At 64.3% G+C, this 25,781-nt stretch carries 21 protein-coding genes and 3 tRNA genes; 16 read left to right on the top strand and 8 right to left on the bottom strand.

The window, feature by feature from the left end:
* Nucleotides 1-41 precede the first annotated feature (41 nt).
* The gene (locus tag Q0L25_RS20120) at nucleotides 42-1,739 is read right to left on the bottom strand and encodes a M1 family metallopeptidase (RefSeq protein ID WP_296617415.1); all 1,698 of its coding nucleotides are present in this window, start codon (nucleotides 1,737-1,739) and stop codon (nucleotides 42-44) included.
* A 94-nt stretch (nucleotides 1,740-1,833) separates the two neighbouring features.
* Between Q0L25_RS20120 and lon the strand changes: the two genes are divergently transcribed.
* From lon to Q0L25_RS20135, 3 genes are all read left to right on the top strand, one after another.
* Nucleotides 1,834-4,230, top strand: coding sequence for an endopeptidase La (gene lon, locus Q0L25_RS20125; protein WP_296617417.1), 2,397 nt, complete (start codon nucleotides 1,834-1,836; stop codon nucleotides 4,228-4,230).
* Between the two features lie 369 nt (nucleotides 4,231-4,599).
* Nucleotides 4,600-4,872: an HU family DNA-binding protein gene (locus tag Q0L25_RS20130; protein ID WP_066585106.1), complete on the top strand. Its 273-nt coding sequence runs from the start codon at nucleotides 4,600-4,602 to the stop codon at nucleotides 4,870-4,872.
* 120 nt (nucleotides 4,873-4,992) lie between these two features.
* Nucleotides 4,993-5,067: transfer RNA gene (locus tag Q0L25_RS20135), tRNA-Val, on the top strand.
* 59 nt (nucleotides 5,068-5,126) lie between these two features.
* On the opposite strand, the gene arsH is transcribed toward Q0L25_RS20135, so the two are convergent.
* The 6 genes from arsH to Q0L25_RS20165 form a co-directional block, all read right to left on the bottom strand.
* Nucleotides 5,127-5,855, bottom strand: coding sequence for an arsenical resistance protein ArsH (arsH, locus tag Q0L25_RS20140; protein WP_296617422.1), 729 nt, complete (start codon nucleotides 5,853-5,855; stop codon nucleotides 5,127-5,129).
* The gene (arsB, locus tag Q0L25_RS20145; RefSeq protein ID WP_296617424.1) at nucleotides 5,852-6,919 is read right to left on the bottom strand and encodes an ACR3 family arsenite efflux transporter; all 1,068 of its coding nucleotides are present in this window, start codon (nucleotides 6,917-6,919) and stop codon (nucleotides 5,852-5,854) included. Before arsB ends, arsH begins: the two co-directional genes overlap by 4 nt.
* 11 nt (nucleotides 6,920-6,930) lie before the next feature.
* Nucleotides 6,931-7,359, bottom strand: a complete 429-nt coding sequence (arsC, locus tag Q0L25_RS20150) for an arsenate reductase (glutaredoxin) (protein WP_296617425.1) — start codon at nucleotides 7,357-7,359, stop codon at nucleotides 6,931-6,933.
* Nucleotides 7,356-7,709 carry a helix-turn-helix transcriptional regulator gene (locus Q0L25_RS20155; RefSeq protein ID WP_296617427.1) on the bottom strand — a complete coding sequence of 118 codons (354 nt, stop codon included), beginning with the start codon at nucleotides 7,707-7,709 and terminating at the stop codon, nucleotides 7,356-7,358. Before Q0L25_RS20155 ends, arsC begins: the two co-directional genes overlap by 4 nt.
* A gap of 186 nt (nucleotides 7,710-7,895) precedes the next feature.
* Entirely contained in the window at nucleotides 7,896-10,520 is a 2,625-nt protein-coding gene (locus Q0L25_RS20160; RefSeq protein ID WP_296617429.1) for a TonB-dependent receptor, read from the bottom strand.
* A gap of 197 nt (nucleotides 10,521-10,717) precedes the next feature.
* The gene (locus Q0L25_RS20165; protein ID WP_296617432.1) at nucleotides 10,718-11,395 is read right to left on the bottom strand and encodes a 2OG-Fe(II) oxygenase; all 678 of its coding nucleotides are present in this window, start codon (nucleotides 11,393-11,395) and stop codon (nucleotides 10,718-10,720) included.
* 80 nt (nucleotides 11,396-11,475) lie between these two features.
* On the opposite strand from Q0L25_RS20165, the gene Q0L25_RS20170 reads away from it, so the two are divergent.
* From Q0L25_RS20170 to Q0L25_RS20205, 8 genes are all read left to right on the top strand, one after another.
* A tRNA-His gene (locus Q0L25_RS20170) sits at nucleotides 11,476-11,552 on the top strand.
* Between the two features lie 104 nt (nucleotides 11,553-11,656).
* The gene (locus Q0L25_RS20175; protein ID WP_296617433.1) at nucleotides 11,657-12,709 is read left to right on the top strand and encodes a Glu/Leu/Phe/Val dehydrogenase dimerization domain-containing protein; all 1,053 of its coding nucleotides are present in this window, start codon (nucleotides 11,657-11,659) and stop codon (nucleotides 12,707-12,709) included.
* Between the two features lie 104 nt (nucleotides 12,710-12,813).
* Nucleotides 12,814-13,536: a heme ABC transporter permease CcmC gene (gene ccmC / locus Q0L25_RS20180; RefSeq protein WP_296617435.1), complete on the top strand. Its 723-nt coding sequence runs from the start codon at nucleotides 12,814-12,816 to the stop codon at nucleotides 13,534-13,536.
* A 106-nt stretch (nucleotides 13,537-13,642) separates the two neighbouring features.
* Nucleotides 13,643-14,077: a cytochrome c maturation protein CcmE gene (gene ccmE / locus Q0L25_RS20185; RefSeq protein ID WP_066585634.1), complete on the top strand. Its 435-nt coding sequence runs from the start codon at nucleotides 13,643-13,645 to the stop codon at nucleotides 14,075-14,077.
* Nucleotides 14,074-16,008, top strand: coding sequence for a heme lyase CcmF/NrfE family subunit (locus Q0L25_RS20190; protein WP_296617440.1), 1,935 nt, complete (start codon nucleotides 14,074-14,076; stop codon nucleotides 16,006-16,008). Before ccmE ends, Q0L25_RS20190 begins: the two co-directional genes overlap by 4 nt.
* Nucleotides 16,005-16,532, top strand: a complete 528-nt coding sequence (locus Q0L25_RS20195; protein WP_296617441.1) for a redoxin family protein — start codon at nucleotides 16,005-16,007, stop codon at nucleotides 16,530-16,532. The genes Q0L25_RS20190 and Q0L25_RS20195 overlap by 4 nt, the downstream gene beginning before the upstream one ends.
* A 119-nt stretch (nucleotides 16,533-16,651) precedes the next feature.
* A complete protein-coding gene (locus tag Q0L25_RS20200; RefSeq protein ID WP_296617808.1) occupies nucleotides 16,652-17,035 on the top strand; it encodes a cytochrome c-type biogenesis protein in 384 nt (127 codons plus the stop codon).
* Nucleotides 17,035-17,679, top strand: coding sequence for a hypothetical protein (locus tag Q0L25_RS20205; protein ID WP_296617443.1), 645 nt, complete (start codon nucleotides 17,035-17,037; stop codon nucleotides 17,677-17,679). The genes Q0L25_RS20200 and Q0L25_RS20205 overlap by 1 nt, the downstream gene beginning before the upstream one ends.
* A gap of 37 nt (nucleotides 17,680-17,716) precedes the next feature.
* Here the strand turns inward: Q0L25_RS20205 and ald are convergent, their stop codons facing one another.
* A complete protein-coding gene (ald, locus tag Q0L25_RS20210; protein WP_296617445.1) occupies nucleotides 17,717-18,823 on the bottom strand; it encodes an alanine dehydrogenase in 1,107 nt (368 codons plus the stop codon).
* 124 nt (nucleotides 18,824-18,947) lie between these two features.
* Here ald and Q0L25_RS20215 point away from each other — a divergent pair, with 124 nt between their 5' ends.
* From Q0L25_RS20215 to Q0L25_RS20235, 5 genes are all read left to right on the top strand, one after another.
* Nucleotides 18,948-19,391, top strand: a complete 444-nt coding sequence (locus Q0L25_RS20215) for an Lrp/AsnC family transcriptional regulator (protein WP_066585647.1) — start codon at nucleotides 18,948-18,950, stop codon at nucleotides 19,389-19,391.
* 160 nt (nucleotides 19,392-19,551) lie between these two features.
* Nucleotides 19,552-21,468, top strand: a complete 1,917-nt coding sequence (locus Q0L25_RS20220) for a potassium transporter Kup (protein ID WP_296617810.1) — start codon at nucleotides 19,552-19,554, stop codon at nucleotides 21,466-21,468.
* Between the two features lie 119 nt (nucleotides 21,469-21,587).
* Nucleotides 21,588-22,094, top strand: a complete 507-nt coding sequence (locus tag Q0L25_RS20225) for a 2'-5' RNA ligase family protein (RefSeq protein ID WP_296617448.1) — start codon at nucleotides 21,588-21,590, stop codon at nucleotides 22,092-22,094.
* A 55-nt stretch (nucleotides 22,095-22,149) separates the two neighbouring features.
* Nucleotides 22,150-22,226, top strand: a tRNA-Met gene (locus Q0L25_RS20230).
* 512 nt (nucleotides 22,227-22,738) lie between these two features.
* Nucleotides 22,739-25,765, top strand: coding sequence for a TonB-dependent receptor (locus Q0L25_RS20235; protein ID WP_296617450.1), 3,027 nt, complete (start codon nucleotides 22,739-22,741; stop codon nucleotides 25,763-25,765).
* Nucleotides 25,766-25,781: the final 16 nt, after the last annotated feature.

Here is a 25,781-nt window from a genome sequence, read left to right on the forward strand (position 1 = left end):
CGCCCGCATTATGCTCGAAGCGTATTAGGTGCGCAATACACTTATTGGCGTTTTCGCAAGCCTGCCTGATAATCCTCGACCGCGCGCGACCTTTTGAGCACGCGCGCATAGGGATCGACCACGACATGGGCGCCCGCTGACACGTCGATCGTCGCGGTGCCGTCGGGCATGTCGACCTTCATCAGCCGGTCGTCGACCAGCACTTCGATCGGCATCGGGAAGGGGAGCTTGTCGGGCGTCAGCCAGAACAGGTTGAGCTTGTCGTCGCTCCGCGCCTCGACAAGTTCGGGCAGGTCGGCCTTGCGCAGATAGATGTCGAAGAACCAGTCTAGATTCTTGCCGGTGACCTTGCGGACATTGTCTTCATATTCCCGGGTCGAGCCGAAGCGCGGCGTGAAATTGCCGGGTTTGGGATCGGGGCGGCCATAGACTTCAAGGCGCGTGACGTCCCAGAATGCCTTGTCGCCGATCAGCCAGCGCAGGGTGTGGAGCATCCACGCGCCCTTGTAATAGATATCGCCGCCGGGGCCGCCCTTGCTCGGCTCGTACACCTCCTCCTCGGTGATCCAGCGGCCGCGCGTGATCGGCACGGCGTCGACGATCTTGTTGCGCTGATCGTCCATCATCGTCGCATAGCGGGCGTAGCCTTCGCGCCACAGGCCATAGGCGGGCTGCATATATTCGCCATAGCCTTCGTGGATCCAGTAATCGTCCCAATTGGCGGCAGTCACCTGGTTGCCGAACCACTCATGGCTGAATTCGTGCTGGAACAGCCAGTCGAAGCCTTCCGGCGCCTTTTTGTAGGCGTTGCCGTACGCGTTGATCGTCTGATGCTCCATGCCGAGATGCGGCGTTTCGACCACGCCGACCTTCTCGTCGCCGAACGGGTAGGGGCCGACATTGCTTTCGAAGAAATCGAGCGTCGGCGCGAATTCGGCGAACAGCTTCTTCGCCTGGTCCTCTTCGCCCGGCAGATACCAGTAGAACATCGGAATGGTGTTGCCGAAGCGGCTCTTGTACTCGCCCGAAATGACCTCGTAGGGCGCCACGTTGAGCGCGATCGCATAGGTGTTGGGATGCTTGATTTCCCAGTTCCACGTCTCGCGGCCGTCGGCCCCGGTGTCGATGCCCTTGAACACGCCGTTGGACGGGGCCTTGAGCCCCTTGGGAACGGTGATGTGCAGCGCGACCTTGCCAGGCTCGCCTTCCGGAAAGTCGAAGCACGGCCACAATATGTCGCAGCCATAGCCTTCGCTCGTGGTGGCGAACCACAGCCGGCCGTCCTTGGTCTTCGACCAGACCACGCCATCGTCCCACGGCGCGTTGACCGCGACATGCGGCACGCCGCCATAGGAAATCGTCGCCGTGACGCGTTCGCCCGCGGCATAGGTCCGTGGGAGCTTGATCGTCAGGCGCCCATCAGGATTGCTCCAGTCGCTCGCGGCCAGCTTTTTCCCGTCGATCGCGATCGCGCTCGGTCCCAGGTTCTTGTCGAGATCGATCACCAATTTGTCGGCCGGCGCCTTGGGCGTGAAACTTTCCACCGCAACCGCCTTGAGTTGCTCGGTTTCCGGCAGCACCTCGAACGACAGATCGGCGCTGTCGAACTGCATTTTCGCCTGGTCGGGATCGACCGGCCCACCCGATCGCTGGGTCTGCGCGGTCAGCGGCGGCTCGCCTTTCTTGGGCAGGCTGGCCGCGCCGGCGGTGGCGGCGGCGATCAGGCTTATCCCCACCAATCCGGCCGCGAAAAGGCCTGGGAGATTGATGGAACGCTCACGCTTCCCATATAGAAAGACAAAAGCGCCCCGGTTGGGCGCCCCCGGAGTATCCATGACTACCCAATCCTTCCCCGTATTGCCGCTGCGCGACATCGTGGTGTTTCCCCATATGATCGTGCCGTTGTTCGTCGGCCGCGACAAGTCGGTTGCCGCGCTGGAAAGCGCGATGGCGGCCGACAAGGAGATTTTCCTGGTCGCGCAGCTCGACCCCGCGCAGGACGACCCGCAGCGCGACGACCTGTACGACATGGGCGTCGTCGCGACGATCCTGCAGTTGTTGAAGCTTCCCGACGGCACGGTCCGCGTGTTGGTCGAGGGTAAGGCGCGCGCCACCTTGAAGACCTTGTCCGGCACCGGCGACCATCTCACCGCCGAGATCGAGCGGATCGACGAAGAGGCCGTGACGGGCGTCGAGATCCAGGCGCTGATGCGCTCGGTGGTCGAACAGTTCGAATCCTATTCCAAGCTCAATCGCAAGCTGCCGGCGGAGACCGCGGTGCAGCTGGGCGAGATCGAGGAACCGTCGCGGCTGGCCGATTCGATCGCCGGCAATATCGCGATCAAGGTCGCCGAGAAGCAGGCGTTGCTGGTCGAGCTCGACCAGTCGAAGCGGCTCGAGATGGTCTATGCCTTCATGGAAGGCGAACTCGGCGTGTTGCAGGTCGAGAAGAAGATCAAGTCGCGGGTCAAGCGCCAGATGGAGAAGACCCAGCGCGAATATTATCTCAACGAGCAGCTGAAGGCGATTCAGCGCGAACTGGGCAACGAAGCCGAGGAAGGCGACGGCGACGAGATCGCCGAGCTGACCCAGAAGATCGCCACGCTCAAGCTGTCGAAGGAAGCGCGCACCAAGGCGACTGCCGAGCTCAAGAAGTTGAAGACGATGGCGCCGATGTCGGCCGAAGCGACCGTCGTGCGCAACTATCTCGACGTCCTGCTCGGCCTGCCCTGGGGCAAGAAGTCCAAGCTCAAGAAGGATATCGCGGCGGCGCAGGCGGTGCTCGACGAGGACCATTATGCGCTGGAGAAGGTCAAGGACCGGATCGTTGAATATCTCGCGGTCCAGGCGCGCACCAACAAGCTGAAGGGGCCGATCCTGTGCCTCGTCGGCCCTCCCGGCGTCGGCAAGACCTCGCTCGGCAAGTCGATCGCCAAGGCGACCGGGCGCGAGTTCATCCGCCAGTCGCTGGGCGGCGTGCGCGACGAGGCCGAGATTCGCGGCCACCGCCGGACCTATATCGGCTCGTTGCCGGGCAAGATCGTCTCGAACCTGAAGAAGGCGGGGACGTCGAACCCGCTGTTCCTGCTCGACGAGATCGACAAGCTCGGCCAGGACTTCCGCGGCGATCCCGCCTCGGCGCTGCTCGAGGTGCTCGACCCGGAGCAGAACAGCAAGTTCAACGACCATTATCTCGAGATCGACATCGATCTGTCCGACGTGATGTTCGTGACCACGGCGAACACGCTCAACCTGCCGCAGCCGCTGCTCGACCGCATGGAGATCATCCGGCTCGAGGGCTATACCGAGGACGAGAAGGTCGAGATCGCCGAGCGGCATCTGATCGCCAAGCAGGTCGAGGCGCACGGGCTGAAGGAAGGTGAATTCACGCTGACCAACGAAGGCCTGCGCGCGCTGATCCAGCATTATACCCGTGAAGCCGGCGTCCGCACGCTCGAGCGCGAGATCGCCAAGCTGGTCCGCAAGGCGTTGCGCCAGATCCTGGAAGGCAAGGCCGAGAGCGTGACGATCACGCCCGAGAACCTCCACGAGTTCGCCGGCGTGCAGAAATACCGCCACGGGCTCAGCGAGAAGGAGCATCAGATCGGCGCGGTCACCGGGCTGGCCTGGACCGAGGTCGGCGGCGAGTTGCTGACGATCGAGAGCGTCACGGTGCCGGGCAAGGGCATGGTCAAGACGACCGGCAAGCTCGGCGACGTGATGAAGGAGAGCGTCCAGGCGGCGATGAGCTTCGTCCAGGCGCGCGCGCCGTCCTATGGCATCAAGCCGAGCCTGTTCGCGCGCAAGGACATCCATGTCCACTTGCCCGAAGGCGCCGTGCCCAAGGACGGACCGTCGGCGGGCATCGGCCTCGTCACCTCGATCGTCTCGACGTTGACCGGCGTGCCGGTGCGGCGGGAAGTTGCGATGACCGGCGAGGTTACCCTGCGTGGTCGCGTGCTGCCGATCGGCGGTCTCAAGGAAAAGCTGCTCGCCGCCCTTCGTGGGGGTATCGAGACGGTGCTGATCCCCAAGGATAATGAGAAGGATCTCGTCGAGATCCCGGCCAATATCCGCCAGGGGCTCAAGATCATCCCGGTCGAGCATGTCGACGAGGTCCTGCGGCTCGCGTTGACCGAGCCGCTCGAGGCGATCGACTGGACCGAGGCCGACGAGCTGGCGGCGCAACCGCCGGCGAACATCGCCCCGGCAAGCGAGCTGCCGCATTAAGCGTTTGCAGCTACGCTTAGACGGTGCCGCCCTCCGCAGCCATTCCAACGATGCTGCGCATCGCCGGAACCTTGGGGCTGCTCCGCCCGCTCCCCCGCCCGGCCACCCATAGAATATCCTGTTGGGTGGCCGGGCGGGGGAGCGGGCCGGCACCGCAACAGTTTCAGCTCTGCTGAAACCAAGTGACTCGTGCTGAAACGGGACGCGACGAAACCATCCGCCGCAAATTCGATCGTTACGGTCGGGTTTGGGGCGGATTTGTTTTGACTCGTTCCCCCGGAGCGGCGTTACTGCGCGCCCGGCCTCGGGCCGCGAGTCTTATTCCAGTAGCAAACGTGTAACGCACTCTAAACGGGGGTTTCGAGGACGATGAACAAGCAGGAGCTGATCAGCGCCGTTGCCGACACGGCAGGCCTCAGCAAAGGCGATGCCAGCAAGGCCGTGGAAGCCGTTTTCGACGTGATCGGGGGCGCGCTCAAGAAGGGCGACGAGGTTCGCCTGGTCGGTTTCGGCACTTTCTCGGTTTCGAAGCGCAAGGCGTCGACCGGCCGCAATCCCCGCACCGGCGAGCCGATGACGATCAAGGCGTCGACCCAGCCCAAGTTCAAGGCCGGCAAGGGTCTGAAGGATTCGGTCAACTGATCGCCGACCGGCCCTTTCGGGGGCTGGACAAGATCACGGGGATCGTCTTAAGGCGATGACAACGGGGCGGCGCTAAACGTCGCCCCCTTCCTTTTGCGATGCCGGGATCGGCTCGCGATCGGGCGCGTAGCTCAGCGGTAGAGCACACCCTTCACACGGGTGGGGTCACAGGTTCAATCCCTGTCGCGCCCACCATCGCTTTCGGCGATTGGTCGGAAGAGCGGCCCTGCGGGTCCCTTTTTCGGTGTCGCCGATCAAATCTCGGCGACAGGGTCGACCGTAGTGCCCGCGGCCTTACGTTCCGAGTAGCGATCGACCAACTGCGCCGTGTGCGGACGCAGCAAGATCGTGAAGCGGACCAGTTCCTCCATCACGTCGACGATGCGATCGTAATAGCTGGAGGGCCTCATCCTGCCCGCTTCGTCAAATTCCTTATAGGCCATAGCGACCGAGGATTGGTTGGGGATGGTGTACATCCGCATCCATCGTCCCAATAACCGCATCGTGTTGACCGCGTTGAACGATTGCGATCCGCCGGAGACCTGCATCACCGCGAGGGTGCGCCCCTGAGTGGGACGCATGCCCTTCGACTCGAGCGGCAGGTGGTCGATCTGCGCCTTCATGATGCCGGTGATCTGGCCGTGCCGTTCGGGGCTGCACCAGACATGACCTTCCGACCATAGCGACAATTCGCGTAGCTCGTTGACTGCGGGATGATCGTCGCCGGGTATTTGATCAGGCAGCGGGAGATCGGAAGGATCGAATATCCGCGTCTCGGCGCCGAAGAATCGCAACAGGCGTGCCGCTTCTTCGGTGGCCAGCCTGGAAAAGGAACGCTCGCGCAGCGACCCGTAGAGCAGCAGGATGCGCGGGGCAGGCTCGTCGGGGCCGAGTCCGACGGCGGGACGCCGATGAGCGAAACGCTGATCGAGCGCCGGGAGAAGATCGGGCTCGGGGAGCGGGCGAACGCGGTTGATCGTCATGCCGAGCTCGCTTCGTACCAGGTGCGGGTCCGCTTCACGATCGCAACCACCGAGAGCATGACCGGAACTTCGACCAGCACGCCGACGACGGTCGCCAGGGCGGCACCGGATGTGAGGCCGAACAGCGAAATCGCGGCAGCCACCGCCAGCTCGAAGAAATTGGACGCGCCGATCAGCGCTGCCGGTGCGGCAACGCACCACGCGACGCCGAATTGGCGCGATAGCCAATAGGCCAGACCGGCGTTCAGATAGACCTGGATCAGGATCGGCACCGCGATCAGCGCAATGACCAGCGGCTGGGCGAGGATCTGCTGCCCCTGGAAGCCAAACAGCAGCACAAGCGTCGCCAGCAATGCCGACAAGGACACCGGGCCGATCGCCTTGAGGAATCGGTCGAGCGCTGCCTGTCCGCCAGAGGCCAGCAATGCGCGGCGAATCACCTGCGCCACGATGACCGGGACGACGATATAGAGGATTACCGACAGCAACAGCGTATTCCACGGCACGCTGACCGAGGCGACGCCGAGCAGCAACGCGACCAAGGGCGCGAACAGGAACACCATCAGCACGTCGTTCAACGCGACCTGGCTGAGCGTGTAATTGGGCTCGCCGTCGCACAGGTTGGACCAGACGAACACCATTGCGGTGCAGGGCGCGGCCGCCAGCAGGATCAGTCCGGCGATGTAGGACGGGATCGCGCCGGCCGGGAGCAGGGGCGCGAACAGCCAGCCGAGAAACACCGTCCCAAGCGCCGCCATCGAAAAGGGCTTCACTGCCCAATTGATGAACAAGGTGACCCCGACGCCTTTCCAGTGCCGCCGAACCGAGCCCAGCGAGCCGAAGTCGATCTTGAGCAGCATCGGGATGATCATCAGCCAGATGAGGACGGCGACGACCAGATTGACCTTGGCCACTTCCATCGCGGCAATCGTGCCGAACAGGCCGGGAAGGGCATAGCCGAGCGCGATGCCGACAAGGATGCACAGCGCCACCCAGACGCTGAGATAGCGTTCGAAGAAGCCGATGCCGGGCCGTGCGCTCGGTGCTGGGGAAGCGGTCGCCATGGTCGTTTCGCTCATGGATTCGCGCGCCGGCCGTGCTTATCGACGACCTGCTCGCCGTCCTCCTTGGCAAAGGCCCCCCGCTGCGGCGTCGGCAGGATATCGAGAACGACTTCGGACGGCCTGCACAGCCGCACGCCAAGCGGCGACACCACCAGCGGACGGTTGATCAGGATCGGATGGGCCATCATCGCGTCGACCAGCGCTTCATCCGACAGGCTCGCTTCGCTAAGTCCGAGCTCCGCATAAGGCGTGCCCTTCTCGCGCAAAATTTGGCGGGGCATCAGTCCCGCACGCTCGATCAGCTGCGACAGCATCGCACGCGAGGGCGGGGTCTTGAGATATTCGATGACGTGCGGCTCGATGCCGGCATTGCGGATCATCGCCAGCGTGTTGCGCGATGTGCCGCAATCTGGATTGTGATAGATGATGATGTCGGTCACGCGGCGCCTCCCGCGCCGCAGCGCCCACGCAGCGCCACGTCCGCCAGCGACGCGCAGATTTCGGGCGATCCGCCGCAACAATCCTCCATCAGATATTCGAGCAGGGCGGTCATCGTCTCGTATCGCGCCGAGTAGATGATCGATCGCCCCTCGCGGCGGCTGTCGACCAGCCCGGCATGGCCGAGGATGGTGAGATTGGCCGAAAGCGTGTTTGCCGGCACGTCCAACCGGCGCGCGATCTCACCGGCTGGAATGCCCTCGTGACCCGCCTGCACCAGCATACGGAACACGGACAAACGGCCTTGATGCGCGAGTGCGGAGAGGGCTGTGACGGCAATCTTGATTTCCATATTTCCACGATAGTGGAATTAACGGGTGCGGGGAAGGCAAAAGATGGCCGGGGTGCGTGTTTCGACCTTGGGCGGGGCAGAAGCCGAGAAAATGGCGGCCCATCGACGATCGGGCGTTTCGGAACCGCACAAAAAAGGCGGCCTCCTTTCGGAAGCCGCCTTTCCCCTTTTATCCTGATCCGGGGATCAGAACTTCGCGCTGAGCTCGAAGCCCCAGGTCCGCGGCGAATTGAAATTGCCGTAGTCGCCCAGGATGCCGCCATAGTTGGTCGAAACCAGCGTGGTCCCGTTGTAATTGAGGACCGGCGACGAGTTCGCTGCCGAGCGACGATAGACATAGGTATGGTCGAGCAGGTTGCGCGCCCACACGGAGAGCGTGACCTTGTTGCTCGCATTGATGGCGATGTCGGTCAGCGCAAGGCGGCCATTGACGACGAAGCTCGGATCGGTCTTCGTCGGTTCAAGCTGGAAGCTGTACTGGCTGCTCGCATAATTGGCGTCGAGGTGCAGGCTGACCGCCGTGTCGCCCTTGCCGATCGGGATCGAGTAATCGATCGAGCCCGATGCGGCATTCTTCGGCGTGTAGACGATGTAGAGCTGCTGCGGCAGGCCGCCGGTGATCGAATTCACCGCGCTCGGCGCCTTCCAATAGGTATAGGCATAGGAGGCGGCGAGCGTCAGCCCGGCAACCGGCCGGACCGTCAGATCGGCTTCGATGCCGCGGATCTTGCTGTTGCCGGCATTCTGGGTCTGCTCGATGTGCGACCCGTTGGTCGGGCTTTGCGCGTTGGTGTCGTAAAGGTCGAAGTCGAACTGTGTATTGGTTCGATCCATGATGTACCCGGCCAGGTTCAGACGAACGCGGCGGTCGAGGAACTCCATCTTGGCGCCGATTTCATACGACTTCACCGCTTCCGGACCGAAGGCGTTGAAGCTCTGCGACCGGTCGTTGGCACCACCGGCGCGGAAACCGGTCGAGTATTTGGCGTAGAAGTGAATGTCCTTGCTCGCATCGAACGCGATGTTGAACATCGGGTCGAAGCGGCTGATGCTGTTCGAAAAAGTGAACGGCGAGGCGACCGTCGTAACGCCCGGATTCGCCAGGTTGGACTTGTTGTTGACGACGTAGAGTTGCCCACGGCGCTTGTCCTTGGTCCAGCGGCCGCCGGCGGTGAAGTGCAGGAAGCTCGCGCCTTCGGGTGTGTAGGTCAGATTGCCGAACACCGAGTAATTGTGATCGTACGCTTCGCTGGCGCGGGTGATGAATTGGCAGCTGTTCGCGAATTGCGGCACGGTCGCCGCCAGCGTGTTGATGCACGAGGGGTCATAGGGCTGATAGCCCGAATTCGCCGAGGTGATGGTGCCGGGAGTGATCGGGCTGCGAATAGTGTTGCCCGTGCCGTCCACGTTCCACAGATTGCTGAGCGGCGTGGCGGCGTATTCCGTCGCATGCTCGGTGAAATAATAGGCGCCGACGACATAGTCGAAGCCGTTCGAACTGCCGACCGCCTGGAATTCCTGGCTGAACTGGTGCTGGCGCAGGAACGACAGGCTGTAGCGGCTGAAATTCGCGTTCGGAGCGAAAGTGCTGCGCGCCGCGCCGCCCGAATTGTCCCATTGGTCGGTCGAAACGCCGCGCCACGCGGTGATCGAGCGCAGCTCGAGCCACGGTGCCACTGCATACTTCAGATTGGCCGAGACACCGTGAGTGATGTCGACGCTCGGTTGCTGCGGTACGCCGATATCGGCCACTGCCTGCCGATCCGGGCGAACCTTTTCCTGCGGCGCGAGCGGCGCAATGCAAATTGGCTTGGTCGAACCGGCCGCGATCGTGCCGCCGCAAGCGACGCCGCCGGTGGCGGAAGTCATCAGCGTGTAGACCGGCGCCGCACCCGCGGCGGCGGTGTTGACGTAGACGCCGACCGGATAGTGGTTCGGGTTGTAGCTCAGCAACTGGCTGTAGTTCGGCGTATTCTCGTCCTTGGCATAGTCATAGGCGAAGTCCGCCGTGAAGCCTTCGAACGGGGTCCAGCGGGCCGCCGCGCGGCCGCCCTTGCGGTCGTAGAAGTTCCAGCCGGTCGAACCCGCGAGCGGATCCTTCACGGTCGGATCCTGGTGCTGATAGACGCCGTCGAGCTTGATCGCGATATTGTAGAATGCCGGCAGGTCGAGATGGATCTCACCGGTGCGGCTGCCATAATTGCCCACGCCGCCCTCGATGCGCCCGCCGAGCTCGCCGGTCGGGGCCTTGGTCACCAGCGAGAGCGCGCCGCCTTCGGTATTACGGCCGAACAACGTCCCCTGCGGGCCCTTGAGCACCTCGATCCGCTCGATGTCGAACAGGGCGGCGTTCAGGCCCTGGGTTTTTCCGAGCGCTACGCCGTCGATATAGACGCTGACGCCGCCGTCACGGGCAGTCTGGTTCTGGTCGTAGGGGACGATGCCGCGGATGCCGATGGTCAGCGCCGACTGGCGCGCTTCGAACGTGGCGACGCGCAGCGACGGCACCGAGCCGTCGGCGAGGTTGAACAGGCTGAGAACGTGGCGCTCGGTCAGGGCTTGGCTGTCGAGCACGCTGATCGAGATCGGCGTCTTCTGAAGGTTGGTCGCGCGCTTCGTCGCGGTGACGACGATGTCGGCCAGGCCGTCATTGTTGGCGGCCTGGTCAGCAGGCGCCGGGGCGGCGTCCTGCGGCGCGGCGGCGGGCGTTGCGGCCGGTGCCTTCGGGTCTTCGGCGGCGAAAGCCGGGCTGGCGGTAACCGCGATCAGCGCGCTGGCCAGCAGCGTGCTCCGCAAGGTCGAGATCCCCATTTAAATAGCTCCACTGGGTAAGGCGGCGGCTGGTTGCCGTCCGTCCGTTCGCGACGATCGTTCTGCGAGTCGGTGATTCCCGCCCGCCACGTCGTCGCGTTGGCCCCTATGAGTGGATTGCGTCGGCGCAGTTGCACTTGCGTGACTCAGCCGTGGCGGTTCGATGAAAGTCTTGTGACAATCGGCCCCGCAGGCCCTTACTCCCAGCCCCAGGGGCGTTCCCTGAACCACTTGGTAATGACGTACTTCGTGCCGGCGCGGACTTTCATGCCCTGATGGATGGTGCTCGGATTGGGGCTGCCGTCGGGACGCAGATTGTTCCAGCAGAGCAATTTGCCGGTTTCGGGCTGGACGATCTTGTCGATCGCCTTGAACCGCGTGGCGCCGCCGGCTTCCGGCTCGTTCAGATAGATCATCGCCGTCCAGGTGCGGTTGCCCGCGACCGACGTATAGGTGTCGAAGTCGATGCCGCCGGGCTCGAAATAGTCCGTGTGCGCCTTGAACTCCTGACCCACCGCATAACGCTGGCCCTGGATGGGTTCGCCATGCGCCGGGTCGAGGCCGACGAATCGGGTGATCAACCGCTCCAGTTCGGCGACGACGGGAATCGCCGCATCGAGGTCGCAGGTTTCGCTCGTTCTAAAGGCAGCGTCGCCATTATAATCCGACACGGTCGACGGTCGCCGTTGCGCGTCGATCAACGCCATCAGCGCCTCGCACAGGTCGGAAGCGATGAAGCCGCGCCGTTGGAACAAAGTGAGCTTGGGGCTCGGCGTGCGCTGAACGCCGGGCTGCGTCATGATATGCGCGATTACGGGTTCGGAGGGATGGCCCGAGCCGAGATTGACCGGAGCCGGGGCATGTGCGGACGACATGAAGCCGATCGTAATCAAATCATCCCGCGTCGTCAGCCTTGACCTGCACCGGTCGGTGCCGCTAGGGGCGCGCGTTCACGGCGACCGTAGTTCAATTGGTTAGAGCGCCGGCTTGTGATGCCGGAAGTTGCGGGTTCAAGTCCCGTCGGTCGCCCCATCATCCCAGCCATTTTGGCGCTCCCGGCACATTCGGGCTGGCCATTGCCGCTCTAAAACAATATTACGCGGCTTAGTAATTTTCTTTGCCGGGCCGGAGCGAGCATGACATCCGTTTGGGACCTCCCCGATTTCGACGACCATGAGGGCGTCCATCTGTTCCGCGACCCCGCAGCGGGGCTGACCGCGATCATCGCGGTGCATTCGACTCATCTCGGCCCGGCGGCGGGCGGCGTGCGATTCTGGCATTATGCCGATGCCAATCGCGCCATCACCGACGCGCTCAGGCTTTCGCGCGGGATGAGCTACAAGAATGCCATGGCCGGACTTCCGCTGGGCGGCGGCAAGGGCGTCGTACTGGCGTCGAAGCCGGGCGAGGTGATCAGCCAGGCCCAGCTCGAGGCGTTCGGCGCCGCGGTCGAGTCGCTCGGCGGGCGCTACGTGACGGCCGAGGATGTCGGCATGTCCGAAGCGAGCATGAAAATCATCGCGACGCGGACCAAGCACGTCTCCGGCCTGCCGGTGGCCGCCGGCGGCGCGGGCGGCGATCCGGGCCCGTTCACGTCGAGCGGCGTCTATCAGGGCGTCAAGGCGGCGGCGAAGCGTGGCCTCGGCGTCGATTCGATGGCGGGCGTGCATGTCGCGATCCAGGGCGTGGGCAGCGTGGGCGGCGGTCTCGCGCGGCTGCTCGCCGCCGACGGGGCCAAGCTGACGCTGGCCGACGTCAACATCGACAAGGCGAAGGCGCTGGCGGCCGAACTGGGCGCCGCGACCGTGCCGACCGAAGAGATCCTCACGCTCGAAGCCGACATCGTCAGCCCCAACGCGCTCGGCGCGATCCTGACCGCCGAGACGATCGCGGCGCTCAACACCAAGGTGATCGCGGGCGGCGCCAACAACCAGCTCGCGACGCGCGAGGACGGCTCGCGACTCCATGCGCGCGGCATTCTCTACGCGCCCGATTACGTGATCAACGCCGGCGGCATCATCAATGTCGGCCTGGAATATCTCGGCCAGGGCGACCGCGCCGAGGTCGAGGCGCGGATCGCGCGGATTCCCGAGCGCCTGGTCGAAGTGTGGGACGAAAGCGACCGTACGGGCGAACCGGCATCGGACGTCGCGGATGCGATTGCCCGGCGACTGATCGGGCGGGGCTGAGGCGCGCAAGCCAAGCGCAGCGTCGTTACCGCCGCTCGTTTCGGGTCGATATAAGTAGATGGACGGGGTGACTGTCGGTCGAACTTTGCGTAGGGCCGTCAGCCGTGGCTAGTCTTCACGCCCTCGCCAATCCCGCGCGTTTCCTGCGCCTGGCACGTCCGCTGACGCCGGCCCTCCTGCTGGTGGGCGCGGTGTTGACGCTGTTCGGCTGCTGGGCCGGACTCACCCAGACGCCGCCCGATTATCTGCAGGGCGACAGCGTGCGGATCCTGTACATCCACGTGCCGACCGCCTGGTTGGGGATGGGCGGTTGGAGCGGGATCGCGATCGCCAGCCTATCCTATCTCGTCTGGCGGCATCCTTTGGCGCGTATCGCCGCGCGTGCGATCGCCTTGCCCGGCGCGGTGTTCGCGTTCCTGTGCCTCGCCACCGGATCGATCTGGGGGCGGCCGACCTGGGGTACCTGGTGGGAGTGGGACGGCCGGCTGACCAGCATGTTGCTGCTGTTCTTCGTCTATCTCGCTTATATGGCGCTGGCGCGCGCAGACGCCGATCGTGGCGGGGACGGGCGGCTGCCGGCGATCTATGGCATCGCGGGCACGGTGCTGCTGCCGATCATTCGCTATTCGGTGGTGTGGTGGAATACCCTCCATCAGGGCGAAAGCATCGGGCTGACCAACTCGACGATCGACTCCTCGATGCTGTGGCCGCTGTGGTTCACGCTCGCTGGCTTCACTTTCCTGTTCGCCGGCATCGTATTGATGCGGATGCGCGCGATGCTGGCGCGCGAACGGCGCGAGGCGAGGATGCGGAGGATGGCGGCATGAACCAGTGGCTGTTCGTGGCGGCGGCTTACGGCCTGACGCTCGGCGCGACGATCGCGCTGATCGGCTGGAGCTATGCCGCGATGCGCGCCGTGGAGCGCGAGCGCAAGTGAAGCCGAAGCATCAGCGACTATGGCTCGCGGGGCTGGCGATCCTGGCGATCGCCGGGGCAAGCGCGCTCGCCTTGTCCGGGCTCAAGGACCAGGCGGCGTTCTTCTACGCGCCGTCCGACGTGAAGAAACAGGGGCTGCCCTTGGGCAAGGCGGTACGGCTCGGCGGCCTGGTCGAGGCCGGGTCGATCAAGCGCGCCGCCGACGGCGTGACGCTCGACTTCGTGGTGACCGACGGCGCCGCCAGCACGCCGGTGAGCTTCAAGGGCATCGCGCCCGATCTGTTCCGCGAGAAGTCCGGCGTCGTCGCCGAGGGGCAGTTCCAGCCCGACGGCAGCTTCGTCGCGACCAATCTGCTCGCCAAGCACGATGAGAAATACCAGCCGCCAGAAATGGCCGGCAAGCTCCACGAGACGAGGTCGCTCAAGCAATGATCGCCGAAGGGGGACTGGCGGCATTGTGGCTCGCCGCCGTCATGGCGGTGTTGCAACTCGTGCTCGCATCGAGCGCGGTGCTTGGCGGTCGAGCGGAGATGGCGCGGGCGGTGCGTCCGGTGGCGATCGCGCAAGGCGTGCTGACGGCGCTGGCGATGCTGTGCCTGATCCTGGTGTTCGTCCAGTCCGACATGTCGGTGCTGCTGGTCGCGGAGAACAGCCATTCGCTCAAGCCGATGATCTACAAGATCGCCGGCGCCTGGGGGAATCACGAAGGATCGATGCTGCTCTGGGTGACGATCCTGGGGCTGGCCGGCGCGGCCGTGGCGATCTTCGAACGGCAGCTCGATACGCGCACGCTCAACGCGACGATCGGAGCGCAGGCACTCATCGCGATGGGGTTCTACGCCTTCCTGCTGTTCGCCTCCAACCCGTTCGCACGGCTGTTTCCGTCGCCGCCCGACGGCAACGGCCTCAACCCGCTGCTTCAGGACCCCGGCTTGGCATTCCATCCGCCGACCTTGTACGTCGGCTATGTCGGCATCTCGGTGGCGTTCTCGTTCGCGGTCGGCGCGCTGGTCACGCGCGACGTCGGACCGGCCTTTGCCCGCGCGATGCGCCCCTGGGTGCTGGGCGCCTGGATTTTCCTGACGATCGGCATCACCGCCGGGAGCTATTGGGCCTATTACGAGCTCGGCTGGGGCGGCTGGTGGTTCTGGGATCCGGTCGAGAATGCCAGCCTGATGCCCTGGCTCGCGGCGACCGCCTTGCTCCATTCGGTGTCGGTGCTGGCGACGCGCGACGGCTTGCGCGCCTGGACGATCATGTTGGCGGTGGTTGCCTTTTCGATGAGCATGATCGGGACGTTCTTGGTCCGCTCGGGCATATTGACCAGCGTGCACGCCTTTGCCGTCGATCCGAAACGCGGCGCGTTCCTGCTGGCGCTGCTGGCAATCTATATCGGTGGCGCGCTGGCGCTGTTCGCGGCGCGGATCGGCACCGTGCGGCAAGGCAATACCTTCGCGCTGGTCAGCCGCGAAGGCGCGCTGGTGGTCAACAACCTGCTCCTGTCGGTGATCCTGGGGATCGTGCTGATCGGCACACTCTATCCGCTCGCGGCGGCGGGCTGGGGCGTACAATTGTCGGTCGGCAAGCCGTTCTTCGACAAGACCGTGGGGCCGGTGGCGCTGGCACTGGTCGTGTTCGTCGCGATCGGGCCGCTGCTGCGCTGGCGGCGCGACGAGACGCAGGCATTGCTCAAGCGGATGACCTGGCCGGTCGCGGCATCCTGCGCCGCCCTGATCGTGCTGGTGCCGTTCGCCTGGGGCGCGGGCGTGTTGCCGCTGGCGGCCCTTGTGCTTGCCGCCGGGCTCGCGGTGGCCAGCGTCGCGCCGTTATGGGGACGCAATTTGCGCCGTACCCCGCTTTTCACCTGGGGCATGGTGGTCGCGCACCTGGGTGTCGCGGTGAGCCTGGCGGGGATGGCGAGCGACAGCGCCTTCACCAAGGAAACCCTGGCGGTGCTGCGGCAGGGCGAGACGCGCGCCGTCGGGCCCTATCTGGTCACCATGACCGGCATACGTCCGGTGGTCGGGCCCAATTGGTCGGCGATCGCCGCCGATCTCAGCATCCGCCGCGGCGAGAACGGCAAGCCGTTCATCCTGTCGCCGCAGTCGCGCTTCTTCGCCAGCCCGCCGACAACGACCAGCGAAAGCGCGATCGCGACCCGGCTCGACGGCCAGCTCTACACCGTGCTCGGCCAGGCCGACGGCAAGGGCGGATGGCAGGTCCGCTTGTGGTGGAAGCCGTTCGTCACCTTGATCTGGCTGGGCGGGGCATTGATCGGGCTCGGCGGCGCCTTGTCGTTCCTTGGCCGGATCCGCCGTCGCAAGCGGGCCGTCTACGACGAATATGAGGAGGCAGGGGCGTGAGGCGCATGCTGCTCTGGCTGCCGCTCCTGCTGTTCGCGGCGCTGTTCGGCCTGGTCGCGCTCGGGCTGTTCAAGCCGGCGGACCGCACCGTGCGCTCGGCGATGGTCGACAAGCCGCTGCCCGATTTCACGCTGCCGGCGATGCTGCCGAACAAGCCGGGCGTCGCGCGCTCCAGCTTCGGTGGCGGCAAGCCGCGCCTGATCAACGTGTTCGCCAGCTGGTGCGTACCGTGCATCGCCGAGGCGCCGGAATTGATGAAATTGAAAGCCGCCGGCGTGCCGATCGACGGTATCGCGATCAACGACACGCCCGAGGCGATACAGACGTTTCTCGACCGCAACGGCGACCCCTATCAGCGGATCGGCAACGACAAGGCCAGTCAGGTCCAGATCGCCCTGGGCTCGTCCGGCGTGCCGGAGACCTTCCTGATCGATGGGCGCGGGCGGATCGTACGGCAATATGTCAGCAATCTGCAGGATGATCAGGTCGACGACATCCTCAAGACGTGGCGGGGGATGAAGTGAGTCTCTCCAACCGTCATGCCGGCCTTGTGTCGCCACTCGACGAGAGGCGGGCGAGTCGCGTGAAGTCGAAAGGCCTGCGCTTGCGGCGCGATGGACCCCGCCACAAGGCCGGGGTGACGATGGCTTTGGGGCTGATGTTGGCCGCAATCACCCCCGCGCTCGCCGAAAAGGCCCCGCTCGCCGACACCCAGCTCAGCGACCCAGCCAAGGAGGCGCAGGCCAAGGCGCTGATGGAGACGATCCGCTGCGTCGAATGCCAGGGCCAGGCGATCTCCGACAGTAATGCCGACATCGCCGGCAACATGCGCTCGCTGATCCGCGAGCGGATCAAAGCCGGGGAGAGCCCGGAGCAGGTGCGCGGCTGGCTGATCCAGCGTTACGGCGATTATATCAGTTATGACCCGCCATTGGGCGGCGCGACCTGGCCGCTCTGGGCGGCGCCTTTCGTGCTGCTCGCGATCGGAATCGTCATCGCGCGCTCGAGCTTCAGGAGGAAGCGCTGATGGGCTGGATCATGCTCGCGCTGATCGGGCTGATGACGGCGGCGCTGCTCGCCGTGTTGCGCTTGCCGCGGACGCTGTGGCCGCTGGCCGGGGCCGCCTTGATGCTGGGGGCGGCGGGCTATGCCTGGCAGGGTCAGCCGGATCTCGCCGCGCAGCCGGTCGCGGCCGACGCGGTCAAGCTGCCGCCGAGCTTCGCGTACAAGAAGCTGCGCGACACCTTCTTCGGCCGTTTCGGTGGCGAATCGATGTATTTCGGCATTTCGGACGTCGCACTGGCCAATGGCGATCCCGACTTCGCCGCGCGCGCTCTGACCGGCGGGGTCGATTATGCTCCGCAGAACGCGGCGATGTGGAGCGAACTCGGCAACGTGATCGCGCTGCACGATCGCGGCGTGGTGTCGCCTGCGTCGCTGCTGGCGTATCGCCGCGCGATGATGCTGGCGCCGCAGAATCCGGGGCCGCCCTTGTTCCTCGGGCTCGCTTACATTCGCGCCGGAGAATTCGCCAAGGCGCGGCCGCTGTGGAAGCACGCGCTGGATCTGACCCCCAAGGATGCGAGCTATCGCGACGAGATCGTGCGCCGGCTGGCTTTGCTCGACGCCCTGCTTGCCGAAATCGCCCGCGAACAATCCGCCCCACGCTGAACGCGGGGCGGATCGTCAGAGAGGGCCTTCGGCCTGATCAGGCGCGCCAGGCCTCGAACGGGAGATCGAGCGCTTCGGCCACCGCCTGATGCGTGATCTTGCCCTTGTAGACGTTGAGACCGTTGGCGAGATGCGCATCGGCCTTCATCGCCGCCTCGGCGCCCAGATTGGCGAGCTTGAGCGCGAAGGGCAGGGTGGCGTTGTTGAGCGCGAAGGCCGAGGTGCGGGCGACCGCGCCCGGCATGTTGGCGACGCAATAATGGATCACGCCGTCGACCTCGAACACCGGATCTTCGTGCGTCGTCGCGTGGCTGGTCTCGAAACAGCCGCCCTGATCGATCGCGATGTCGACCAGCACCGATCCGCGCTTCATCGTCTTGACCATCTCGCGCGTGACGAGCTTGGGCGCGGCCGCACCGGGAACCAGCACCGCGCCGATCACGAGGTGCGCGTTCCTGACCGCCTGCGCGATCGCCGACTTGGACGCATATTGCGTCTTGATTTGGCTCGAGAAGAACATGTCGAGCTCGGCCAGGCGATCGTTGTTGATGTCGTAGATGGTGACGTCGGCACGCATGCCGACCGCCATCTGCGCGGCGTTGACGCCCGAGACGCCGCCGCCGAGGATCGCGACCTTGGCCGGCGCCACGCCGGGCACGCCGCCGAGCAGGACGCCGCGGCCGCCTTGTTCCTTTTCGAGATAATGCGCGCCGACCTGGACCGACATGCGGCCGGCGACTTCGGACATCGGTTTCAAAAGGGGCAGACCGCCGCGCGGCGCTGTAACCGTCTCATAGGCGATGCAGGTCGCGCCGGACTTCATCAGGCCCTCGGCCTGCGGCTTGTCGGCGGCGAGGTGGAGATAGGTGAACAGCAGGTGGCGCGGCTCGAGCATCGCCACTTCCTGGGGCTGCGGCTCCTTGACCTTCACGATCATGTCCGACTCGGCGAACACGGTCTTCGCATCGGGCACGATCCGCGCGCCGGCGTCGATATAGGCCTGGTCCTCGAAATCGATGCCCATGCCGGCCTTGGTCTCGACGATGACCTCGTGACCGGCGGCGTGCAGTTCGGCGACCGACGATGGGGTCAAACCGACGCGATATTCGTGATTCTTGATTTCCTTGGGAACACCGACTCGCATGTGAACTCTCCTGAGGGGTTTGGCTGCAAATAGCGCCGACGAGCCGAGAGAGGTTCGCAAGTTTTTTGACAGGGGCGACCCCTGGCAGGATATGTTTGCGTGATTATATCTCGGTGAGAGAAAAATGCTCGACCATCTCGATCGCAAGATCCTCAAACAGCTCGTCGTCAATTCGGACCTGACAAGTGCGGAACTCGGCGAGGCGGTAGGCCTGTCGGGAAGCGCTGCTCACCGCCGTGTCGGCAGCCTGCGCGATCGCGGGCTGATCGCGGGTTTTCGCGCGGTGCTGTCGCATGAAGCCCGGGGACATCCCGCGGTGGTCATGGTCAACGTCACGCTCCGCGACCAGCGGCAGGAGACGATGGCGGCATTCGAGGCAGAGATCAAAGAATGTCCGGAAGTACGCGACTGTTTCCTGATGAGCGGCGAGGCCGATTACATGCTCCATGTCGAGGTGACGCGCGACGACAGTTTCGAGCGGATCCATCGCGAAACGCTGTCGCGCCTGCCCGGCGTGACGCGGCTGGCGTCGCATTTCGTCATTCGCGAGGTCATCCGTCGCCCATGAGCGGCCGGCTGACCCATAACGAGTTGGCGCATCCAATGCGCCGTTGCGAGCGTTCCTGCGCAATGCTAGGGCGCCGCCACCGTAAACAGGGGCTTCATACGGTCATCATGACCTTTCGTGCGAACGCGCGGCGCGTGCCGTGAGCGCGGCCAATCCTTCCATCGCAGTAACCGACGGGCGCGACGACGACGCGCACGCCGGCCACGCGCATGCCCATGGCAATGACGGGCTGATCAAGCTCGCCGTCGGTGCGATCGGCATCGTCTTCGGCGATATCGGCACCAGTCCGCTCTATGCCTTTCGCGAGACCTTCGCCGGGCATCACAAGCTCAGCCTCGACCACGCGCATATCATGGGCGTCACCAGCCTGATGTTCTGGTCGATGATGGTGGTGGTGACGATCAAGTACGTCGCGATCATCATGCGCGCCGACAATAAGGGCGAGGGCGGCAGCCTGGCGTTGCTCGCGCTCATTTCCAGCAAGGCGCAGACCAAGAAATGGACCGCGGGCATCATCCTGCTCGGCGTGTTCGCGACGTCACTTTTCTATGGCGACTCGATGATCACCCCGGCGGTGTCGGTCTTGTCGGCGGTCGAAGGTCTCGCGGTGGCGCAGCCGGGCATGGCGCATTTCGTCCTGCCGATCGCGATCGCGATCCTGATCTTCCTGTTCGCGATCCAGCAGAGCGGCACGGCCAAGGTGGGGCTGTTCTTCGGTCCGATCATGCTGTTCTATTTCCTGGCGATCGCGCTGCTCGGCGCGCTCAGCGTCGCCAAATCGCCCGAAGTGCTGTGGGCATTCTCGCCGACTTATGCCGTCGAATTCTTCCTGCTCGATCCGGTCCGCGCCTTCCTGGCGCTGGGCTCGGTGGTGCTGGCGGTGACCGGCGCGGAAGCGCTTTATGCCGATATGGGGCATTTCGGGCGCAGGCCGATCGGCATGTCCTGGCTGTGCTTCGTGCTCCCCGCGCTGATCCTCAATTATATGGGGCAGGCGGCGTTACTGACGCGCGACGGAGCGCCCGCGCTGGAAAGCCCGTTCTATCTGCTGGCGCCGGTGTGGTTGCAGTTGCCGCTCGTCATCCTGGCGACCGCGGCCGCGGTGATCGCGTCGCAGGCGGTGATCTCGGGTGCCTTTTCGGTGACGCAGCAGGCGATCCAGCTCGGCTTCGTGCCCCGCCTCCGGATCGAGCATACCAGCGCCGCGACCGCCGGCCAGATCTATATCCCGCTGATCAACTGGCTGCTGATGTCGATGGTCATCATCCTGGTGCTGTTCTTCCGCACCTCGTCCAACTTGACCAGCGCCTATGGTATCGCGGTCACCGGCGCGATGACGATCGATACCTGCCTGTTGGGGGTCGTACTGTTCCGCCTGTGGCATTGGCCGAAATGGGCGGCGATCCCGCTGCTCGGCCTCTTCTTCCTGGTCGACGGCGCCTATCTGACCGCCAATCTGACCAAGATTCCGGATGGCGGCTGGTTCCCGCTCCTGGTCGGGCTGATCGTCTTCACCATTCTGACGACCTGGGCCAAGGGGCGGCATCTGATGATGGCGCGGTTGCGTGAGGCGGCGATGCCGATCAAGGTGTTCATCTCGTCGGCCGCGACGTCGGCGACCCGGGTGCCCGGGACAGCGGTGTTCATGACCTCGACCGCCGACGGCGTGCCGCATGCGCTGCTCCACAACCTCAAGCACAACAAGGTACTGCACGAGCGTATCGTCCTGCTGACGGTCAAGATCGCCGACGTGCCGTTCGTGCGACAGGCCGAGCGGGTCAAGCTCGATCATCTCGGCCACGGCTTCCATCGGCTGGTGTTGCGTTACGGCTTCATGGAAGAGCCCGACGTGCCCGCGGCGCTGGCGCTGGTCACTGGATGCGGCGACAAGTTCAAGATGATGGACACCAGCTTCTTCCTCGCACGCCAGACACTGTTGCCGTCGAGCAAGCCGGGCATGGCGATCTGGCGCGAGAAACTGTTCGCCTGGATGCTCCGCAACGCCGAAAGCGCGATGGAATTCTTCCGACTGCCCACCAACCGGGTGGTCGAGGTGGGAAGCCAGGTCGAGATCTGAGACTTCCGGCTACATATAGCCGTCACCCCCGCGAAAGCGGGGGGCCATCTCCCGAGGTTGCGCGGCGGATGAGGGCAGGAGATGGGTTCCCGCTTTCGCGGGAATGACGGAGGGAAAAATTGGACCCGCCAGCGCCGATAATTGTGACGGCTGTGTTGGGACGCGAGGATCAAGCGTGGCTCGATGCCGAGCGCCAAGCGCATTTCCCGCCGGAGCGCAATTTCCTCGCCGCGCATCTGACGATGTTCCACCATTTGCCGCCGTCGCTGGCGGATGAAGTGCGTCAGCGGCTTGGCGATCTCGCGCGGGAAGGGGCGCCGGCCGCGCGGATCGCGGGACCGATGTCGCTCGGCCGTGGGGTGGCTTATCGTATCGACTCCCCGGAATTGGAGGACCGCCGCGCCTGGCTCGCCGATTGCTGGGCCGATGTGCTGACGCCGCAGGATCGCGCGCCGTGGCGCCCGCACGTCACGATCCAGAACAAGGTCGAGCCGTTGGAAGCGAAGACATTACTCGATCGGCTCAGGCGCGACTTCCAGGCGCGACCCCTGGCGATCGCGGGTTTCGCCAGCTGGTATTACCGCGGCGGACCCTGGGAGACGCTTTCGCGCCACATGGTCGCTTGACCGCGTCGGGAGCGCTACTTATAGGCCGCCGCTCGCGGCAACGCGGGCCTTTCGGGGCGGAGTAGCTCAGCTGGTTAGAGCACGGGAATCATAATCCTGGGGTCGGGGGTTCAAGTCCCTCCTCCGCTACCAAGGGACGGTCTGATCGGACGTCCCACGACGAGATTTGGCGGCGGCACCGCCCCTGTCGATGCTCTTACCTTCCGCTCCCGCGCCTTCTGCCTCAACGGGGCTGCACTGCCCTACTGGGGGCGCCTTTCTCGAATTCGGATGCCTTGGCATCGGCGGCGAGCTTCGCCCCGTCGCGAGAGCCGGCCGCGACACGCCGCCACGGCTGCGCGCATTCAATCGACCGCGAGCCTCGGTACCGTGCCGTCAGGGTGGTCCCGATGCAATCACTTGCGACCGAAACACCTCAAGGCGAAAAAAGTTTACTGAATCCCACAGTATGGGACATAGACGCAATATTTGGTCTTTACAGCCTGTACCAATCTGTCTGACAATCGGATTGCGCGTGATGGCGCATGGGAGGTGATGCGAACCTCGCAGTGTTTTCGCTCTGGAGGGGCGGCTCGGCTGTCGACGGCGCATCCGAAAATGAAAAGAGAGGCGGCTCACCGAAGCTGCCCTCATCGGGAGAGGGTATGGGGATGACTCTGAAGAGCATTGGCCAGAGCCGCGCGCACATTCTGCGGCCGTCGCTATTGGCGCTGGCGACGGCGTCGATGGGCTTTTCCGGTTCCGCTTATGCGCAAGCGACGCCGCCAGCGGGTTCCGCCGAACCGGAAAAGGCGGCGTCCGGCGACCAGGACACAAGCGCCGCGAACGATATCGTCGTGACCAGCTACCGTGCCTCGCTCGAAAGCGCGATCGACAGCAAGCGCAGTTCGGTCAATATCGTCGATGTCATCAAGGCCGACGACATGGCCAGCTTTCCCGACGCCAATCTGGCGGAGTCGATCCAGCGTATTCCCGGTGTATCGATCACGCGAGACGGCGGCGAAGGACGCAACGTGACTGTTCGCGGGCTTGGCGGCGATTTCGTCCGTACCTTGCTCAACGGGATCGAGGCCTATTCGGCGACTACCGGATCGACCTTGGGCCAGGTCGCCGGCATCAACCGGACGCGCGGCTTCGATTTCTCCACCTTCGCGTCCGAATTGTTCAGCGGCGTCACCGTCAGCAAATCGCAATCGGCGGAAATGGACGAGGGATCGCTGGCGGCGACGATCGATCTCCAAACCGCGCACCCCTTCGACAAAAAGGGCTTTCGTTTCGCGGTCTCGGGGCAGGGGGCCTATTACGACAACAACAAGACCTTCGCTCCGCGCGTTGCCGGATTGATCAGCGACACGTTCGGCGATTTCGGCGCGCTGGTGTCGGTCGCCTACAGCACGCGGAAAGCGCAGGAAGACGGCTATAGCGATACGTCGCAATCGGACTATTCGGACGCGCTCAACGGCTTTTGCGGGCGCGCGACCGACGACCCCAACCAGCCCGGAAGCCAAGTGGTGAATACGCCGATCCCGTATGTGAACCCGCTTTCCGGAACGGGCAATCGGCCGGCCAACCAGTGCTTCTCCGGCCTGCCGTCGAACGACGAAGCCTATTCCAAGGTCAACCAGCCGAACGTCTTCCTGCCGCGAAATCCGGGGCTGGGGCGGTTCACGCTGGACCAGAAGCGGCTCGGCATCACGGTCGCGCTGCAATACAAACCGTCCGAGAAAACGCAGATCACGCTGGACGGCGTCTATTCGCAATTCGACCAGAATCGCAAGGACTTCGCCTTGTCGCTGGCGTCCAACAACCGCAACGTCAACGGCGCGACCGCGGCATTCCCGTTATTCGCGGGACGGGTCGATACGCAGCTGCTCGACGTCAATGTCGATCCGACCGGGCAGGTCGATTACATGAAGCTCAACAACGTCGACATCAAGCAGATCCAGGAGGTCAGCAAGACCCGCACCAAGACATATGAATTCGGACTGACGCTGAAGGAGCAGCTGTCCGACGATCTGACGTTCGATGCGAAGATCGGTGCCGCCGGATCGGACTTCAATCAGCCTTACGACGTCTTCATTTCCTATGATGGCTTCAACAAGAACGGCTATATCTATGACGCGCGCAACGACAGCCGGCGCCCGCTGATCAACTATGGCTATGACGTCAACAACGTCGCGAACGTCACGTTCACCAATGCCGGGACGGGGCTGACGCCGGACATCCGGCTGGTGAATGCGCGCGTGAAGAACAATCTGTTCACCGCCGCCGCCAACTTCACCTATCGTGCGAACAGCGCTTTGTCGTTCAAGGCAGGCGCCCAATATAAGCGCTTCAACTTCAATGCGCGTCAGAATCAACGGCCGGCGGCCAGCGGCAACAACACACCAGATCTGACGAAGTTCGGCTTTGCGCAATTCGCCGCGGACTTCCCGAACCTGTCGGCGCTCAGCACCAGCGTGACCGGATTCGGCCAGGGGCTCGGACTGCCGTCGGGCTCGGTCACCAGCTGGGTGGTGCCCGACGTGAACGCCTTCATCAGCAAGCTCGATCTGCTGTGCAATTGCGTCAACAAATATGGCGATTTCACCGTCAACAGTTCCGCCGCGCTGGCCCAGAACCGGGACGTACGCGAGGAAGACAAGGCGCTTTACGGCCAGGTCAATTTCGACTTCGACGTCCTGGGCGGCCGCTCGCTACGAGGCAATATGGGCCTGCGGTATGTTCGCACCGATGTCGTGTCGGCCGGCTTCACGGGCGCTACGCGGGTCAGCGTGCCCAACGGCTATGACGACTTCCTGCCCTCGGCGAACGTTTCGCTGGATATCACCGATCGTCTGATCTTGCGTGCCGCGGCAGCCAAGGTCATGGCGCGGCCTGGCTTGGGCAATCTCAATCCGGGCGGATCGATCAATACGACCTTCGGCGCGCAGGTCGCGACGATCGGCAACCCGTTGCTCCAACCGTATCGCGCGAAGAATTACGATCTGAGCCTGGAATATTATCCGCAAAAGGGCGCGTTCTACGGCATCGCCTTGTTCTACAAGGACGTCGGCAGCACGATCCAGACGCTGGCTTCGCTCGAGCCCTATGGGAACACCGGGCTGCCGCTCAACCTATTGCCCGCGGGGCAAGATGCGACGACGATCTACACCGTCACGCGGTCGCGCAACACGGCTGGCGGCTATATCGAAGGCGTCGAGGTCAATCTTCAGCAGCCCTTCACCTTCCTGCCCGGATTCCTTGGGCATTTCGGGGCAGCGGTGAACTACACCTATGTGAAGTCGTCCGTGCTCTACTTCCTGTCGACAGCCGCCAATGCCGCGGCAACGCACGATCAGTTCGTCAACGTGTCGCCGCACTCCGTCAACGCGACGCTGTTCTACGATGACGGACGGTTCTCGACCCATGTCTCCGCGGCCTATCGGAGCGCCTATCTGATCGGCCTGCCGTTCAAGCCCGGCGTGGCGGATGGCTATTACAGCTACGGCACCCTCAACGTCGACGCTTCGATGTCGTTCGCGGTGACCAAAAGGTTCAAGATCACGGGCGATTTCCTGAATCTCACCGATCAGAAAGGCGACCAATATAGCGGCAAGGATCGCAAGGCGCAGCGCGTCTTCAGCACGACCGGGCGCTCCATCTTTCTTGGAGCGGCCTATAGTTTCTGACCGGGCCGTGCGGGTC

Source organism: Sphingomonas sp. (assembly GCF_024508665.1).
Lineage (GTDB): Bacteria > Pseudomonadota > Alphaproteobacteria > Sphingomonadales > Sphingomonadaceae > Sphingomonas.